The organism is Microcoleus sp. T3_D1 (assembly GCF_036700405.1).
Classification (GTDB): domain Bacteria; phylum Cyanobacteriota; class Cyanobacteriia; order Cyanobacteriales; family Microcoleaceae; genus Microcoleus.
In genome coordinates this window covers 64,213-79,615 of record NZ_JAUBOV010000020.1, presented here as the reverse complement: position 1 = coordinate 79,615, position 15,403 = coordinate 64,213, and the positions used below count along the sequence as shown (strand labels likewise).

Below are 15,403 nucleotides of genomic sequence, written 5' to 3'. Positions count from 1 at the left end.
AAATTAAGGATGGGCAAATAGGATGCGGGCGATCGTTAGTTAAAATTATTGATTGAAAGCGGTTGCAGACTTATCTGTATTGTTGATTTTTACCAGCGTTCGGAATGGGCGATCGCTTCTACATCGACAATCATTAGCAAGCGTCCTTCGGAATTGTACAGACCTTTTAAGAATGGAGCTAGGTCGGGACTGACATCTAGTGCTGAGACAATGCGATCGGGATTGAGAGGTAAAACTCCTTCGACGCGGGAGACGGCTAATCCCAGGCGCATTTTCGACAACAATCTCACGTCTCGCGGATCGGGCGCTTCTACCACTAAGATGCGGCTGTTTGGGTGGTAGGTGTCAACCGACTCAATACCGACAAACAGTCCGAAGTCTGCTGCTGCTAAGATTTCGCCCCGCAAGTTGGTTAATCCCAGCAAAAATGGCTGGGTGTTGGGCACCAGGGAAATCGGTTGTTCCTTGAGGCAAAGGACTTCCCGCACTGCCTCTAACTCTATGCCGAACAGACTGCCTCCTTGAGCGAACAGGAGAAATTGCTTTGTTGCACTTGTCTGATGCCCCCCAGCGGGGGGAGCCGTTATTTTCATGGCTTATTTTTAGTTTCTAGTGTAGCTTACAAATTAGAGTTTTGCTTTGACCCTAAAGCCGATCGCCGATCGAGTTTTTCAGCCTCACTTTGGGTGGCTCAAATGTTTCCGTTAAATAAATCGCGGCTGGGCAAATAAGCAGGTTTCTATCATTAAACATAAACTTTTAGGGAATTCAAAAACCCAGTTTATTTAAAAAAAACGGGGTTTGTCGGTATAAGGTTTTTTGGAAAGCGGCCGATCGCTTTATATTCGGTTTACGGTGAAAGTTTACGCTGAAAGCAAGCGCTGCACTATGTGGACGAGTTGCTGAGGTTCAAACGGTTTGCTGACGTAAGCGTCGGCCCCTAAATCAGTTCCCCAAGCTTTATCGATCTCGGTGTTTTTATGAGTACAAAATACTACGGGCAATTTGGCAGTTGTGCGATCGCCCCGCAATTCTCTGATCACTTCAAACCCATTCATTCGGGGCATCACTACGTCTAAAACGACCAAAGCCGGAGGGGTTTTGCGGATCAGGGCGATCGCCTCTTCGCCGTCACCAGCCCGGATCACCTCCAATCCGGCATCTTGAAGAATGCGGCAGATGATTTCTAGTTCGCTCTTTACGTCGTCCACTACTAAAACTTTTGACATGATTCCACACTTCCTTGCGGTTATTGACAGCGGACTATGTTTATTCAGAAGCTGGCGCGATCGGCGGCGATGAGACTAGACCGCTTTCGGGACAAATTAATGTACTTCCAAATACAATATAGCCGATCGTATGGCTCAAGGTTAGCTGTCAGCGATAAAAAGCGATAAAAATTTACTTTACTAACGGAATCGCTCTGAATAAATTAATCGGCAATTAGTAATTGATTCTTGGTAATTCGCTGTTGGAAAACCAACAGCTCTTAGTATAGCAATCCTTGCCGAATTCGTAAAAATTTACCCTACCCCCACCCTCCCCGAACCCCCTCTGAGGGAGTAATAAATTTACCAATAATTTAGGATGGTCATATAAGGATATATTGGAAAAACAAGCCGCATCTTCTACGTTTACTAGCTTGGCTTTCAATGATTTAGTTTGAGCGGGTGCCTAACTGGTGCTAGACAAATTATTTGGTCAGCGCCATAAGACGCAATTAAAAAGTACCTATAGCGGTGCTAATCCTGGGATAAAAAAAGGTTATTTTCAGACCAAATACAGCCCGAACTCGCTGAGTAAGCGCTCTTATTTTATTAATTATACAAGTTAAATTTGACGATTGTAGCAATGATAGTTATTTATTTTTGGGGGCTTTATAATGGCGGGCAAATTCATATCAATTCCGGTAGCATCGAAATAGTAAAATACCGTCAACAGTCAACAATCTAATTCATCTGCGTTAATCTGTGTATATTTGCCTGTATCTGCGGTCAAAAAAAGATAATTTCTTCACCGCCGATGACAAGAGATTGACGCAGATTCACGCAGATGAAAAGAATAGAGATAGGAATAATTCCGATGCTAACAGATTTGATATCAATGGGCCGCGCGGCAGTCCCATTTTACCCAGTAGAGGAGTGTTGGGTTCACCAAAACTGCTACCAGCAGGCGATCGCCATCCTTGAGCTTGATTGTGAACCCAGCCGCAAAGACTGCTGCAAGATGCAGCCAATCGATTTTAGATTTTAGATTTTAGATTTTAGAATTGAAGAAGCGCTCACACTCATAAATCCGGGGCGGGTGATGAGTAGTCGGAGCTTTTTTCTCGCTTCACGGATGAATCCGGCGGCCCCGGACTTAATTGCTTGATTGTCAAATTAGTCGGTGAGACAGAGACGGCGATCGGCTATAATAAAGGGCTAGAGGAAAAGAACACCGAAAACCCGAAAATATGGTTGCCATCCAAAGAAATCTCAACATTGCCGCCCTAGAAGCAGAATACAGTCAAAAAACACCGCGAGAAATTATCAAATTTGCCCTAGAAAATTTTGACAATATCTCAATTTCTTTCAGCGGTGCAGAAGATGTAGTTCTGATCGATATTGCCTCAAAAATTACCAAAAATTTCCGCGTTTTCACCCTAGACACCGGACGACTGCACTCAGAAACCTATCAGTTTTTGGATCAAGTCAGAAAACATTACGGCATTAAATTAGAAGTAATGTTTCCCGATGCAGCAGAAGTACAAGCCCTAGTAGAAGAAAAGGGATTGTTTAGTTTTTATCAAGACGGTCACAAAGAATGCTGTGGCGTGCGGAAAGTCAAGCCGCTGCGCCGCAAGCTGAATACTCTCGATGCTTGGATTACCGGTCAGCGGAAAGACCAAAGTCCCAGTACCCGCAACGGTATTCCGGTCATTGAAGTTGACACTGCATTCTCAACTCCTGACCATGAATTAATTAAATTCAACCCCTTAGCAAACTGGTCTTCGGCAGAGGTTTGGGAATACATTCGCGCTTTGGATGTGCCTTACAACAAGTTGCACGAACGTGGTTTTGTAAGTATTGGTTGCGAACCTTGTACGAAGCCGGTATTGCCGAACCAACACGAACGCGAAGGTCGCTGGTGGTGGGAAGAAGCGACCGTAAAAGAATGCGGTTTGCACGCTGGTAACGCACAAACATAGGAAATCATCTAGTCGTAAGGTGCGCTAGGAGCACCAAACAAATAGTAGGGTGCGCTAGGCGCACCTTACCCAAGAATAAATGCACTTCACATAAATCGTCGCCGAAGAATTCGCAATTAAAATAAACAAAAATTACGCTGAGCTTGCCCTTAAACTTTGATACAATGATCGACATTCAGAATAAATCGTCGCGGAAAAATTCGCAATTAAAATAAACACAAATTAAGCTGAGCTTGCCCTTAAACTTTGATAGAATGATCGACATTCAGAAAAGTTTTTAAAGTAGGTACTATATGCTCGCGTCAACTAGCGAATTGCTGAACACGGCTTTGAGAAATGGTTATGCGATCGGCGCTTTTAACGTCTACAACCTCGAAGGAGTAAAAGCCGTCATCAAAGCGGCTGAAGCGCTGCACAGTCCTGCTATACTGCAAATTCACCCCAGCGCCCTGCCATACGGAAAATCGCATTTAGTCGCGCTGTGCATCAAAGCGGCCCGCAAATCTTTAATGCCGATCGCAGTACACTTAGATCACAGCACCTCAGAAAAAGACATTCACCTCGGCCTAGCCGCCGGCCTCAAATCAATTATGGCAGACGGTTCTTTTTTGCCCTACGAACAAAACTTAATATTTAGCCGGGAAATGACTAAATTATGCCACGCTAACGGTGCGGCAGTTGAAGCAGAAATCGGCCGAATTAGTGGCAGGGAAGAAGGTTTGACAAGCGAGGAGAAAGCCGCAAGGATGACCGATCCGGTAGCAGCAGTAGAGTTTATCAAAGAAACTAAGGTGGATTTTTTAGCCGTAACAATTGGTAACGTTCACGGCAAATATTTGAGCGAACCGAAACTCGATTTTCCGCGTCTGGCCAAAATCCGGGCTGCTGTTTCAGTGCCGTTAGTGATGCACGGTGCTAGCGGTTTGCCGGAGTCAATGATTCATCCATGTATTAAACTCGGAGTATCTAAATTTAATGTGAATACGGAAGTTCGCGAAGCTTATATGGACGTGTTAAAAAGTAGCATTTCTGAGCCACAGCCGGATTTGTTGGAAATAATGGAAAAAGCTATCGATGCCATGCAATCGGTCATTTCTGACAAACTGCAACTTTTCGGTTCTGTCGGTAAAGCTTATTTGCATCATTCTCCCTACAGGGATGACTTGACCGCAAAGAGTACCAGCAACAAACAAACAAGCGGCAACCAATCAAGTGTTGGTCAAATCTTAAAGCCTGTGAATAGTGAGGCTTTCTGTCTTCTTGTGAAGTAAAAAAACTCAAGTCCTGACTGCGAACCAGTTTTTAGTCAGGACTTTAGGAATGAGAATTAAATAACTTCCACTCTTGAAAGTGGGATGGGCGTCCCGCCCGTCCAAAAAGGACGGGCGGGACGCCCATCCCACAATAACAATTAAAATTGTAAGTTATTTAATTCGCGATCCTTAGTCGTCTTTAACCGTTTAAAAATCGATCGGGATCGATGCCAGATTCCCGCAGCCGCCGAATTAAAGACTGCAATTGAGCTTCCGCTGACTCGGCCCGCTGCCGTTGCTGTTCCGCTTCAGTCAGAATCCAATTGCCATCAACATCATACCAGCGCAACCACAGTCGATCGATTCCCTGGAACTCGCCTTGCCACAAACCCAAGCCCAGACTTAGATCAGCAATCCACACTCGCGAGTCAGGCAATTCTAATTCTTGATAGTGTCCGCCCTTCAATTCAAACACTCGCAATTTGTTAGTATAGCGACTGAAAACCCCATAAATAGGAACCCGCAAAATTTGCTCGTAAACCTCCCATTTTCTAGGCGGTTCCTCCTTCGTCTCCAGATCCAAAACTTGCCCGTTACCCGCAGCGTTTCCCGACTGAGGTGGCAACTTTTCCTCATCGGTATTGTCGCCTAAATCTTCTTTTTCTGTTCCCGGCGAAAGCAGTTCTACAATTACAAAAGGATTCACACCTTCCTGCCAAGTAACATAACTCATCCGCAGTTCGGAGCGATCGTAAAGTCGGGGAACTCCCACAACTCCCAACCAATCCGGGCGCTTGTGCCACAGAGTGTGATGCACGTCATATTGACACTCCCCTGGCTGAAGCCGAGGGGATTCTTAATTCAGCGACTGACCTTAAAATGTTCTGTCCTCACGGCAATACTTAAACTTTTCAACCGTGGAGTACCACCAATTGACGAGTCCAATTCAGAAACACTCTCTTGGGATCTATCTCCAAAAGCGTACTAGAATATTTATCTAGAGTTTGGGTATGCCCTACCCTACTTAACAATTCCCAGTAGACAAGTTTATGTTTGCTGGATTGAAACCTACATTTTCGGTTTCGGCTGTTTAGAGTGTTTTCGCCGCACTTTGTCCCCCAGTTCATGCCTAAAAGTGTGTCTTAACTGTTTCACTTCGGACAAAGGAGTTTAACCTTGACTGTCTTAGTCTACCATATTGTCCCGTCTTGTCCAACTTTTTAAGAAAGTTTTTTGAATTAAAAAGATTGAATTTTAGATTCAGGATTGAGGTAAAGAGAACAGGCAGGATAAATCCTGCAACGCCCTTTCATTCCCGGACTGAAGTCACGGGGTTTTCAGGGTATTCCTTATAAAGGTTCATGTCGGTGCCGCTAAATATCTCAGAAGCCGGATAATTCCGAGGTCGAAACGTCAGGCTCAACAACTGCGGCTGCAAATCGTGAAATTCGTCAGGCAAACCAGGTTCCTCCGGGTCTTCGCTGGGTAAATCGTACATCGTCGGCAGCGTTTCTCTGGGCGATCGCGGCGGATCGGTTTGCGGCACAGGATATTTAAAAGGCAACATATAATATTGAGAAATGACTGCATTTATGCTAACATCACGGGAGCATCCCAATCAGGCTTTCACAGGAGTGCAAGCCCTAGAGCTAGAAGCGAGAGATATCGGCTTTGCCGTGCGGGACGATCGCACTCCTAGAAAGCAATTCTAACAAAAATGGGATGATTCCCTTTTCTTCCTCTCGTCTGTGAAGTTAATCTAAAATCTAAAATCTACAATCTAAAATTGACTGATCCGAAATTCTGCACTATGATCGACATTCCTCAACTGATTGCTCAAGAACTTTCCATCAATCTGTCTCAAGTCAATAATGCTCTGGAACTTTTCGCAGAGGGAGCAACTATTCCGTTTATTGCCCGCTACCGCAAAGAACGCACGGATTTGCTGAATGAAATTCAGTTGCGAGATATATCCGATCGCTTCACCTATCTGACGGAAATTGAAGAGCGCAAAAAGTCGATTTTAGAGACGATTAGCTCTCAAGGGAAACTCACTGAAGAACTGCAAGCTAAAATCGAATCGTGTTTGCAAAAAAACGAACTCGAAGACCTTTATCTGCCTTACAAACCCAAGCGGCGGACGCGAGCGACAATTGCTAGGGAAAAAGGTTTGGAACCGCTGGCAAATTTTATCAAAAGTCTGAACTTGCCGACGGCTAAACCAGCAGACTTGGATGCGGAAGCTGCTAAATATATTTCGGAAGAAAAGGGAGTTAAAACAGCAGAAGAAGCTCTCAAAGGTGCTGCGGATATTTTGGCGGAAGCGGTTTCGGAAAAAGCTGAATTGCGGGCTTATTTGCGAGAGTTTTTGATGAAAACAGGAGTTTTTGTATCAAAAATTAAAGATGATTTCCCGGAAGGAAGCACTAAATTTGAAATGTACCGCAATTATCAAGTTGCAGCGAGAAGCGTTCAGTCGCACAATATGTTAGCGCTGTTTCGGGGGGAAACGGAAGGGGTTTTAGATTTGGAACTGGCTTTTGATGAATCCGCAGTGATGGCTTATTTGGAAGCTCAAGAAATTAGAACTAGGATACCGTTCGTTAAAGAGTTTTATCGATCGACTTTGAAGGATGCCTTCAACCGACTGATGAAGACTTCGTTAATCACGGAAGTACGATCGCACAACAAAGCCGTCGCTGATATCGAGTCGATCGCTACTTTTGAAACCAACCTCCGCGAGTTGCTGCTGTCGGCGCCGGCGGGAATGAAACCGACACTGGCGATCGATCCGGGATTTCGCACGGGGTGCAAAGTTTCCGCCCTCGATGAAACCGGGCAATTTTTAGAATATCAAGCAATTTTTCCCCACCAAGCGGCCGCTCAGCGACAGCAAGCTGGTAAAATTGTCAAGCATTTAATTGAAAAGTATAAAATTGAATTAATCGCGATCGGCAACGGTACAGCTTCCCGCGAAACAGACGAATTTGTTTCGGAAGTTTTGGCCCAAATGGACAGGAAACCGATTAAAGTCATGGTGAATGAATCCGGTGCATCGATTTATTCCGCAAGCGAAGTGGCGATCGCCGAATTTCCCGACCTCGACATCACCGTCCGCGGCGCAGTCAGCATCGGACGGCGCTTGCAAGACCCCCTCGCCGAACTCGTGAAAATCGACCCGAAATCCATAGGAGTCGGTCAATACCAGCACGACGTTGACCAAAAACTGCTCAAAAAGAAACTCGACGAAACAGTCGAAAGCTGCGTGAATTACGTCGGAGTTGACTTAAACACAGCCTCCAAAGAACTGCTGACATTTGTATCAGGAATGACGGCAACAGTTGCTAAAAATATCGTTAATTACCGCAACGAAAACGGCGCATTTAAAAATCGCCGCCAACTCCTGAAAGTTCCCAAACTCGGCCCAAAAGCTTTTGAACAAGCAGCCGGCTTTCTCCGCATTCGCGGCGGCGAAAACCCCCTGGACAATACAGCAGTTCATCCAGAAAGTTATCCTGTAGTGCAGGCGATCGCCAAAGATTTAGACTTGCCGCTGACAGCAATAACAGAAATTTCGGAAAAAATCAAGACTGTAAATATTAAGAAATATGTCACAGAGAAAGTCGGAGAACCAACACTCCGAGACATTATTTCCGAACTAGAAAAACCCGGAAGAGACCCGCGCGCCGAGTTTAAATATGCTACTTTCCAAGCAGGAATCAAAGAAATCTCCGATTTGCAAGTTGGGATGGAATTAGAAGGCATAATCACGAATGTAGCTAACTTTGGAGCCTTTGTTGATGTGGGAGTACACCAAGATGGTTTGGTTCATATTTCTCAATTAGCCGATCGATTCGTGGAAGATCCGAAACAGATTGTTAAAGTCGGACAAGTTGTGAAAGTGCGGGTTTTGGAGGTGAATGAGAAGTTAAAGCGGGTTAGTTTGACGATGAAGCTGCAAGAAAAACCGCAACCGCAAAATGGCAATAGCGCGAGGCTTCCGGCCCCGCGGCGACGTTAAAACTTTGGGGAAAGGTGAAAAAGGGCGATGGCGTCCCGCTTGCAGCCCGTGCTACGGCTATAATTATGTAATCCTCACCAACCTCAAAATTATATGGTTGCAAGTAAAAGCGACACCTATGTCTCCCCTGAAGATTATTTAGCAGGCGAGAAAGTCAGCCCCATCAAACACGAGTACAGACAAGGTGAAATCTATGCAATGGCAGGGGCAAAAAAAGCTCACGCCATCATTAGTCTCAATGCAGCAATTTTGCTGAGAAATCATCTTCGGGGAAGTGGCTGTATACCTTACGTGGCAGATGTAAAAGTTCGGATTGAGGCAGCAAATTGTTATTACTATCCCGATGTAGCGGTGACTTGCGATGAACGGGACAGAAATACTGCTGAAGATTTCATTCGCTATCCGCGCTTAATTGTGGAAGTTTTATCGCCGACAACAGCGGCTTTGGACAGAGGCGATAAATTTGCTGATTACCGCACTTCTGAAAGTTTGCAAGAGTATGTGTTAATCAATCAAGAAAGAGTTAGTGTAGAGTGTTTTCGCCGGAATGCAGAGGGTTTGTGGGTGCTTTATCCTTACAGTCAAGGGCAAGAAGTTCAGTTTTCTAGCGTTAATTTTAGCTGTGCGATCGAGACATTGTATGAAGATGCCACTCCAAGTCTAGTTAATTATCCATAATAATTGTTTGTAGTTAGTAGCGCATTGCGCTGGGGTTATATCAATTCCGGTTGCATCGGAATTAATATAACTCGAAATCAGGACACCGGGAGTGCCTATTAGTGTCAACAAACACGTCAAACCTGCAGTCCGACAGGGGTTAAAACCCCTGCCTCAAAGTGAAAGTCCTCTGAAGAGGACTGAAAAACTCATCAGTCCTCTTCAGAGGACTTTAGCTATTAGACAGGGACTTCAGTCCCTGGCGGACTGACGGGTGGGCGGGAAAACTGGCGGACTAAAAACTTAAGTTGACACCTATGGGCAGTGCCGTTTCCCTACAATAAATCGCCGTAGGGAAACGGCACTGCCGTGTCCTCTATATCATTCCGTTGCAGCCGGAATTGATATTATTGCTATTTTTTCTTTGTGGCTTTCCAAGTGCCACCGTAGAAGTAAAAAGGATTTTTTTTACTTACGGATTCCCAACATTTAAGACATAAAAAAAACCACTGCCCCGACTCGTCATACCGGGCGCGGTAGAGAGTCGGGGCAGATTGGGAACAACGATCGCAATATTTGATTCTGATTGCCCTGGCCATTGTTACTCTGTTTTAAACAATAACGGATTCTTGAGGACGGGCGAATATCATGCGGCCGGCGCTAGTTTGCAGGGCGCTGGTGACTACGACTCTGGCTTCGCCGCCGACATAGCTACTTCCTGCTTCTACGACAACCATTGTGCCGTCATCCAAGTAACCGATTCCCTGAGAGGGTTCTTTGCCTTCTTTGCGGATTTTTAGTTCGATCGTATCTCCCGGCAAATAAGTCGGGCGCACCGCATGAGTCAAGTCGTTGATATTCAAAACCGGCAGTTTTTGGACGGTAGCTACTTTCGATAAGTTGTAATCGTTGGTGAGCAAAATACCGTCGATATCCAAAGCGAAGCGGACTAATTTCGCATCGACTGTGGCAATATCTTCGTAGTCAGCCGAGTGAATTTGAATGCGTTCTGGATATGTTTCTTTGATGCGGTTGAGTACATCTAAGCCACGGCGTCCGCGCACTCGCTTTTGATCGTTGGCGGAATCAGCTACCAGTTGCAGTTCTTGGAGCACGAATTGCGGCACGATAATTTGACCTTCGAGGAAACCTGTTTCTAGCAGGTTTTCAATTCTGCCGTCAATAATGCAGCTAGTATCGACAACTTTGGCAGTTGCTGGTTTGAAAGTACCTTCGGCTACCAACACCGTGTCTAAGCTTTTGGGGTTTATCAGCCGCAAGAAAGCGCGGCCGTGAGTGTCGGTCAAACTGACGCCTGTGAAGCCGAACATGACGCTACCCAAGACTGCGACTAGAGGTTTGATGAAGCCGAACTCGCGGGGAATTGGCAACAGGAATAGCGGAGCCAGCATTAAGTTTGCTACTAGCAGTCCGATGATTAAGCCGATCGCCCGCGTCAGCAGCATCTCCACTGGCATATCGCGGACTTGTTTTTCCAGGCGCCGATAGGTTGTTTGAGCCACTAATCCCATCACGAAGCCGATTAATGCTCCAAACGAACCTAGTACAGAACTTAAACCTTGTATATTTGTAACTTGCTCCAGCAGCTCGGTCGGCAGGAGTTCGACTCCGTAATAGCCGATGCCTCCGCCTGCGATTATGAATGAGATTATTATGATTGCGTCTAGCATTAGTTCTAGGTTAATGAATTTATTCCCATTATATCTTTGCAGTGCTGATACTTGTTTTCATGCTTTGGTCGGATATCGCCCTATTTACTCAGGAATTTTCATAAACTTATATTTCGCGGTTGTACCCTTTGGGGGATGTGCCAGGGAGTCGCTCGGAATTTACCACGCCCCGCCGCAAGCAGGCACGAGGTGCGAATAGACCGCCCTGCGGGATGTCCGGGAATGGTGGCCGATCGAAACCGGTACGCGGTTACATTAAAAGCTCCGTAGCACGGGCGAGGGCGGGACGCCATCGTTCGCAGCGCTTTTTTGCTAATAAAATGTCATAATATACATAATTATTCATGATTGTTTAATTAAAACTTTAGATTTGAAGTTGCGCTTTCGGCTTTAGATATAATGAACCCTCCCACAGATTATTTAACATTTGAATTAAAAAAAAGTGTGCAAGCGACAAATTCCGGCATTCCTAGTTCGGCTTACCTGCACATACCTTTTTGTCGCCGCCGCTGTTACTACTGCGATTTTCCGGTTTTTGTGGTGGGCGATCGCAAAAATGGCGAGAATTCCGGCACAATCGTGCAATACGTTGCTGTACTGTGTCAAGAAATTCAAGAAACTAAAAATTTAGGCGCATCTCTGAAAACAGTTTTTTTTGGTGGCGGCACGCCTTCGCTGCTTTCTGTCAGTCAGTTGAGCAATATTTTAGAGACTCTCGACGGCAAATTTGGGATTGCTGCTGAGGCGGAAATTTCTATAGAAATAGATCCGGGTACGTTTACTTTAGAACAGTTGCGGGGATATGCAGCGGCGGGAGTAAATCGAGTTAGTTTGGGAGTGCAAGCTTTTCAGGATGAATTGCTGCAAGCTTGCGGGCGATCGCACTCTGTCGCTGATATTTTTGAAGCAGTGGAAATAGTGCGATCGGCTGGTATTGTCAATTTCAGTTTAGACCTAATTTCGGGACTGCCGCACCAAACTTTAGAAAACTGGGAAGCTTCCCTGAAATCGGCGGTGGAAATTTCCCCGACTCACCTGTCGAGTTACGACTTAATTGTTGAGCCCTTAACTGCTTTCGGGCGCTACTTTGAAGCAGGCGCGCAGCCGCTACCAGCAGATGAAACCGCTGCTGGAATGTACCGTTTAGCGCGGGAAATTCTGACGGGTGCTGGCTACGAACATTACGAAATTTCTAATTACGCTCGCGATGGCTATCAGTGCCGCCACAACCGCGTTTATTGGGAAAATCGCCCTTATTACGGTTTGGGAATGGGGGCGGCGAGTTACGTGGAAGGCCGGAGGTTGACTAGACCTCGCAAAACTCAAGAATATTATCAGTGGGTGCGATCGATCTCTGGCCTCAATTCCCCTGCTACTCTTCAAATTGGGGGGGAAACCCAGCAGGATATTTCCCCAGCAATTGAGCAAAATTTTCCAGTCTCAGAAAATGACTTTTTGTTAGAAACGCTGATGCTAGGTTTGCGTTTAGCAGAAGGAGTTAGCCTGTCGGCGCTGACTGAAAAGTTTAGTCAGCAAACGGTTGATAAAATTTGGCGTTGTTTGCAGCCCTACTGGCGGCAAGGATGGGTGGAAATTATAACGGAGGATAGGGCGAGCGCAACTTTAGGCGATGCCGCGAAACTGCCGCTTGCGGGCAATTTGAGGTTGAGCGATCCCGAAGGTTTTTTATTTTCTAATACAATTTTAGCCGATTTGTTCAGCCAGTTAGGCGAGGATAATTAGCTCTGTCTGAGGAAGTATACCCCCCGGCAAGCGCGAGTGGCAGTAAAGCCGGGGCCGCCAATGCGATCGGAAGCAAATTAAATTGCTCCCTCGCTTTATACTGTCAAAAATAATATATTTTCTATCGATCCCTAAACAAATCTTAAAGGCAAACTAAGCCTTGAGATAGAGGCCACGACTGCACTCCAGGCGTCATACTTAAGACTGAACATTTAAAAAGTAATTTAATGAACACTGTAACTATCGAGCGCAACCAAACCCAAAACCAGCCCTGCCTTCTAATTAGCGAGCGCGGGTGCAAGTCGGCTTCCAAGTGTAATTTTTGCGGTCACTACCAACAGGCAAGAGGTTCAGTTGGTCACTGTCAATTGTTGAACGCACCTGTTAGGGGAGGATGGAAATCTTGCACTTTAGCAATGCCAGCTTTTGCACCTTCTTGGGAATAGGGGGAAGGCGCTGATGTTTCGCCGGTGAAATTTATTAATTAACCCAAACAATGTAAAAAAAATCTATAATAAATTGTATTTTAACTGGGAATCTGCTATAATAAGCTTAGGCCTTTCGCGGCTCGATCGCACAATTGCACAAACAAGTTAAAAAGATGAATTTGACACTGACTCAGGTAATTTCCGAACCTCATACGCGCATTTTGTGTTGGTATCTAAATAATACTAGCAAAGTGCAAATCGCTCGCATTACAAATATTCCTAATTGGTATTTTGAGCGGACAGTGTTTCCGGGGGAACGTTTTTTGTTTGAAGCGCTGCCGGAAGCTCAGTTAGAAGTTTGCAGGAGTGCGGATACGGGTGCTATTGTGTGCGAGCGAATTTTGTGCGATCGGCTGCGAGTTGAAGAATTAAGCACGGCTGATTGAAGATAATTCCCCCGACTTACCAACGAGAGGTAGAAACCCGGTTTTTTTTCAGAAACCGGGTTTCTCTGTATGATTATAAAAACTCCGTTCGCGATCGCACTTGCGACATCATAAACCCGGTTTCTTCGTAGATTTATCGTTACTAAGCCCAAAATTCGTATAAACCGGGATTCTCGCCACCCCATGCGTCAGCCCTGAAACTGTCGCAAATGTTAATCTAAGCTAAATTATAAAAAATCCACCACTCTTCAATCCTAAAACCCGATGTCCCTCACCGAACAAATCCTCTTCCAACTGCCAGGAGACGCCCTCGGAGGTCTGAGAAAAGTCGATCGACTCTGGGAAAACCTCAAACAAAACACCGCACCAACACCCCAAGCAGTCAAACACAGCCAACAACCCCTGGAAACCCTCGACTTCGACATAGTTATCGGCGGCGGAACCCTAGGAATATTAATCGGTACAGCCTTAGCCGTGCGGGGTTGGCGAGTAGCCTTGCTCGAACGCGGCACCCTGCGAGGCCGCGATCAAGAATGGAACATTTCTCGCAAAGAATTAGACGCATTCTTAGAACTAAATCTGCTATCTGTTGAAGAGATAGAAAAGGCCATCGCCACCGAATATAACCCAGCCCGCATCAGCTTTGCCAACACCCCAGACATTTGGGTGCGCGACGTACTCAACATCGGAATAGACCCAGTTTACCTCCTAGAAACCTTGAAACAGCGATTTCTCCAAGCTGGAGGAAAGCTATTTGAAAATACACCATTTAAAACAGCCACAATTTACCCAAATGGAGTCTTGGTAGAATCTGCAAATACCGAGACACAACCTGCTACAAATTTATTTAAAACCCGATTATTATTAGACGCAATGGGACATTTTTCGCCCATTGTCCGTCAAGCAAGACAAGGCAAAAAACCCGACGCCGTATGTTTAGTAGTCGGCAGTTGCGCTCAAGGATACCCCAAAAACGACACTGGCGATATATTTGCATCCTTCACCCCAATGCAAAATCAGTGCCAATATTTTTGGGAAGCATTTCCAGCCAGAGACGGCCGCACCACCTACTTATTTACCTACATAGACGCCGACACAGAAAGATTCAGTTTAGAAACATTATTTGAAGAGTATTTGCGGTTGCTTCCCCAATATCAAAACGTTGAACTCGACCAGTTAAAATTCCAAAGAGCACTCTACGGATTCTTCCCCTGCTATCGTCAAAGTCCTCTCAAAACGCCTTGGAATCGCATACTCCCAGTCGGAGACAGCAGCGGTAGCCAATCTCCCCTCAGCTTCGGCGGTTTCGGCGCAATGGTGCGCCACCTCAAACGCTTGACTCTAGGAATTGACGAAGCTTTGACAAGCGACAGTCTCAGCAAAAATTCCCTCGCACTTTTGCAACCCTACCAGCCGAATCTATCTGTCACCTGGTTGTTTCAGCGTTCGATGAGTGCTGCGATGAATCAAAAAATAGACCCCAATCAAATCAATCAACTTTTGGCTGCCGTCTTTCAGGTAATGGAAGAGTTGGGAGAACCGGTACTCAAACCGTTTCTTCAAGATATCGTGCTGTTTCCGGCTTTGTCCCAAACCCTGTTTAAAACAGCAATTAGCCATCCCGGATTAGTTATGAAAATTATCCCGCAGGTTGGAATAGCCAATTTGCTAGATTGGATGGTTCATTATGTGAATTTAGGAATTTATACGGGATTGCAGCCTTTGGGAAAAGCCGTAGAACCGCAGGTGAAAAATTTAGCACCGGAACAGCAATACTATTTTCACCGATTAGTTGAAGCGTGGCAATATGGCGCTGGAGGCGATTATTAACTGATTAACTGTGGCACGGGCATCTTGCCCGTGGCTAATATCTGAACAGGCTTTCCGGCCTGTTCCACAACACAATATAATTTATTGATTAATTAACTGTGGCACGGGCATCTTGCCCGTGGCGAATATATGAACAGGCAAGAT

General features: G+C 45.6%; 14 protein-coding genes and 1 pseudogene. 10 read left to right on the top strand and 5 right to left on the bottom strand.

Annotated features, from left to right (window positions below; genetic code table 11):
• Window positions 1–89: 89 nt before the first annotated feature.
• On the bottom strand, window positions 90–593 hold the full coding sequence (locus QT992_RS11745; protein ID WP_333320293.1) for a chemotaxis protein CheW: 504 nt from the start codon (window positions 591–593) through the stop codon (window positions 90–92).
• A gap of 270 nt (window positions 594–863) precedes the next feature.
• Entirely contained in the window at window positions 864–1,229 is a 366-nt protein-coding gene (locus QT992_RS11740) for a response regulator (RefSeq protein ID WP_333320292.1), read from the bottom strand.
• Between the two features lie 823 nt (window positions 1,230–2,052).
• Here QT992_RS11740 and QT992_RS11735 point away from each other — a divergent pair.
• From QT992_RS11735 to QT992_RS11725, 3 genes are all read left to right on the top strand, one after another.
• Window positions 2,053–2,253 (top strand): hypothetical protein, encoded by a 201-nt coding sequence (locus QT992_RS11735; protein ID WP_333342486.1) that lies wholly within the window; start codon window positions 2,053–2,055, stop codon window positions 2,251–2,253.
• Between the two features lie 202 nt (window positions 2,254–2,455).
• Window positions 2,456–3,190, top strand: a complete 735-nt coding sequence (locus QT992_RS11730) for a phosphoadenylyl-sulfate reductase (protein WP_333342484.1) — start codon at window positions 2,456–2,458, stop codon at window positions 3,188–3,190.
• 293 nt (window positions 3,191–3,483) lie between these two features.
• Window positions 3,484–4,461 carry a class II fructose-bisphosphate aldolase gene (locus QT992_RS11725; RefSeq protein ID WP_333320288.1) on the top strand — a complete coding sequence of 326 codons (978 nt, stop codon included), beginning with the start codon at window positions 3,484–3,486 and terminating at the stop codon, window positions 4,459–4,461.
• Between the two features lie 181 nt (window positions 4,462–4,642).
• Here the strand turns inward: QT992_RS11725 and QT992_RS11720 are convergent, their stop codons facing one another.
• Window positions 4,643–5,260 (bottom strand): Uma2 family endonuclease, encoded by a 618-nt coding sequence (locus QT992_RS11720; protein WP_333340320.1) that lies wholly within the window; start codon window positions 5,258–5,260, stop codon window positions 4,643–4,645.
• A 534-nt stretch (window positions 5,261–5,794) separates the two neighbouring features.
• Window positions 5,795–6,010: pseudogene (locus QT992_RS11715) on the bottom strand (Uma2 family endonuclease); the annotation flags it as partial.
• A 13-nt stretch (window positions 6,011–6,023) separates the two neighbouring features.
• On the opposite strand from QT992_RS11715, the gene QT992_RS11710 reads away from it, so the two are divergent.
• From QT992_RS11710 to QT992_RS11700, 3 genes are all read left to right on the top strand, one after another.
• Window positions 6,024–6,155, top strand: coding sequence for a hypothetical protein (locus tag QT992_RS11710; protein WP_333319688.1), 132 nt, complete (start codon window positions 6,024–6,026; stop codon window positions 6,153–6,155).
• Window positions 6,156–6,253: 98 nt separating this feature from the next.
• On the top strand, window positions 6,254–8,464 hold the full coding sequence (locus QT992_RS11705; RefSeq protein ID WP_333340322.1) for a Tex family protein: 2,211 nt from the start codon (window positions 6,254–6,256) through the stop codon (window positions 8,462–8,464).
• A gap of 93 nt (window positions 8,465–8,557) precedes the next feature.
• Window positions 8,558–9,142 carry a Uma2 family endonuclease gene (locus QT992_RS11700; RefSeq protein WP_333319684.1) on the top strand — a complete coding sequence of 195 codons (585 nt, stop codon included), beginning with the start codon at window positions 8,558–8,560 and terminating at the stop codon, window positions 9,140–9,142.
• A 590-nt stretch (window positions 9,143–9,732) separates the two neighbouring features.
• Here QT992_RS11700 and QT992_RS11695 read toward each other — a convergent pair.
• Window positions 9,733–10,812 carry a PIN/TRAM domain-containing protein gene (locus QT992_RS11695; RefSeq protein WP_333319683.1) on the bottom strand — a complete coding sequence of 360 codons (1,080 nt, stop codon included), beginning with the start codon at window positions 10,810–10,812 and terminating at the stop codon, window positions 9,733–9,735.
• Window positions 10,813–11,211: 399 nt separating this feature from the next.
• On the opposite strand from QT992_RS11695, the gene hemW reads away from it, so the two are divergent.
• The 4 genes from hemW to QT992_RS11675 all read left to right on the top strand — a co-directional run bounded on the left by hemW (window position 11,212) and on the right by QT992_RS11675 (window position 15,259).
• Window positions 11,212–12,555, top strand: a complete 1,344-nt coding sequence (hemW, locus tag QT992_RS11690; RefSeq protein ID WP_333319681.1) for a radical SAM family heme chaperone HemW — start codon at window positions 11,212–11,214, stop codon at window positions 12,553–12,555.
• 227 nt (window positions 12,556–12,782) lie between these two features.
• Window positions 12,783–13,001 carry a hypothetical protein gene (locus QT992_RS11685; protein ID WP_333340326.1) on the top strand — a complete coding sequence of 73 codons (219 nt, stop codon included), beginning with the start codon at window positions 12,783–12,785 and terminating at the stop codon, window positions 12,999–13,001.
• 155 nt (window positions 13,002–13,156) lie between these two features.
• On the top strand, window positions 13,157–13,429 hold the full coding sequence (locus tag QT992_RS11680) for a DUF1830 domain-containing protein (protein ID WP_333319679.1): 273 nt from the start codon (window positions 13,157–13,159) through the stop codon (window positions 13,427–13,429).
• A 264-nt stretch (window positions 13,430–13,693) separates the two neighbouring features.
• The gene (locus tag QT992_RS11675) at window positions 13,694–15,259 is read left to right on the top strand and encodes an FAD-dependent oxidoreductase (protein WP_333340329.1); all 1,566 of its coding nucleotides are present in this window, start codon (window positions 13,694–13,696) and stop codon (window positions 15,257–15,259) included.
• The last annotated feature ends 144 nt before the right edge of the window (window positions 15,260–15,403 follow it).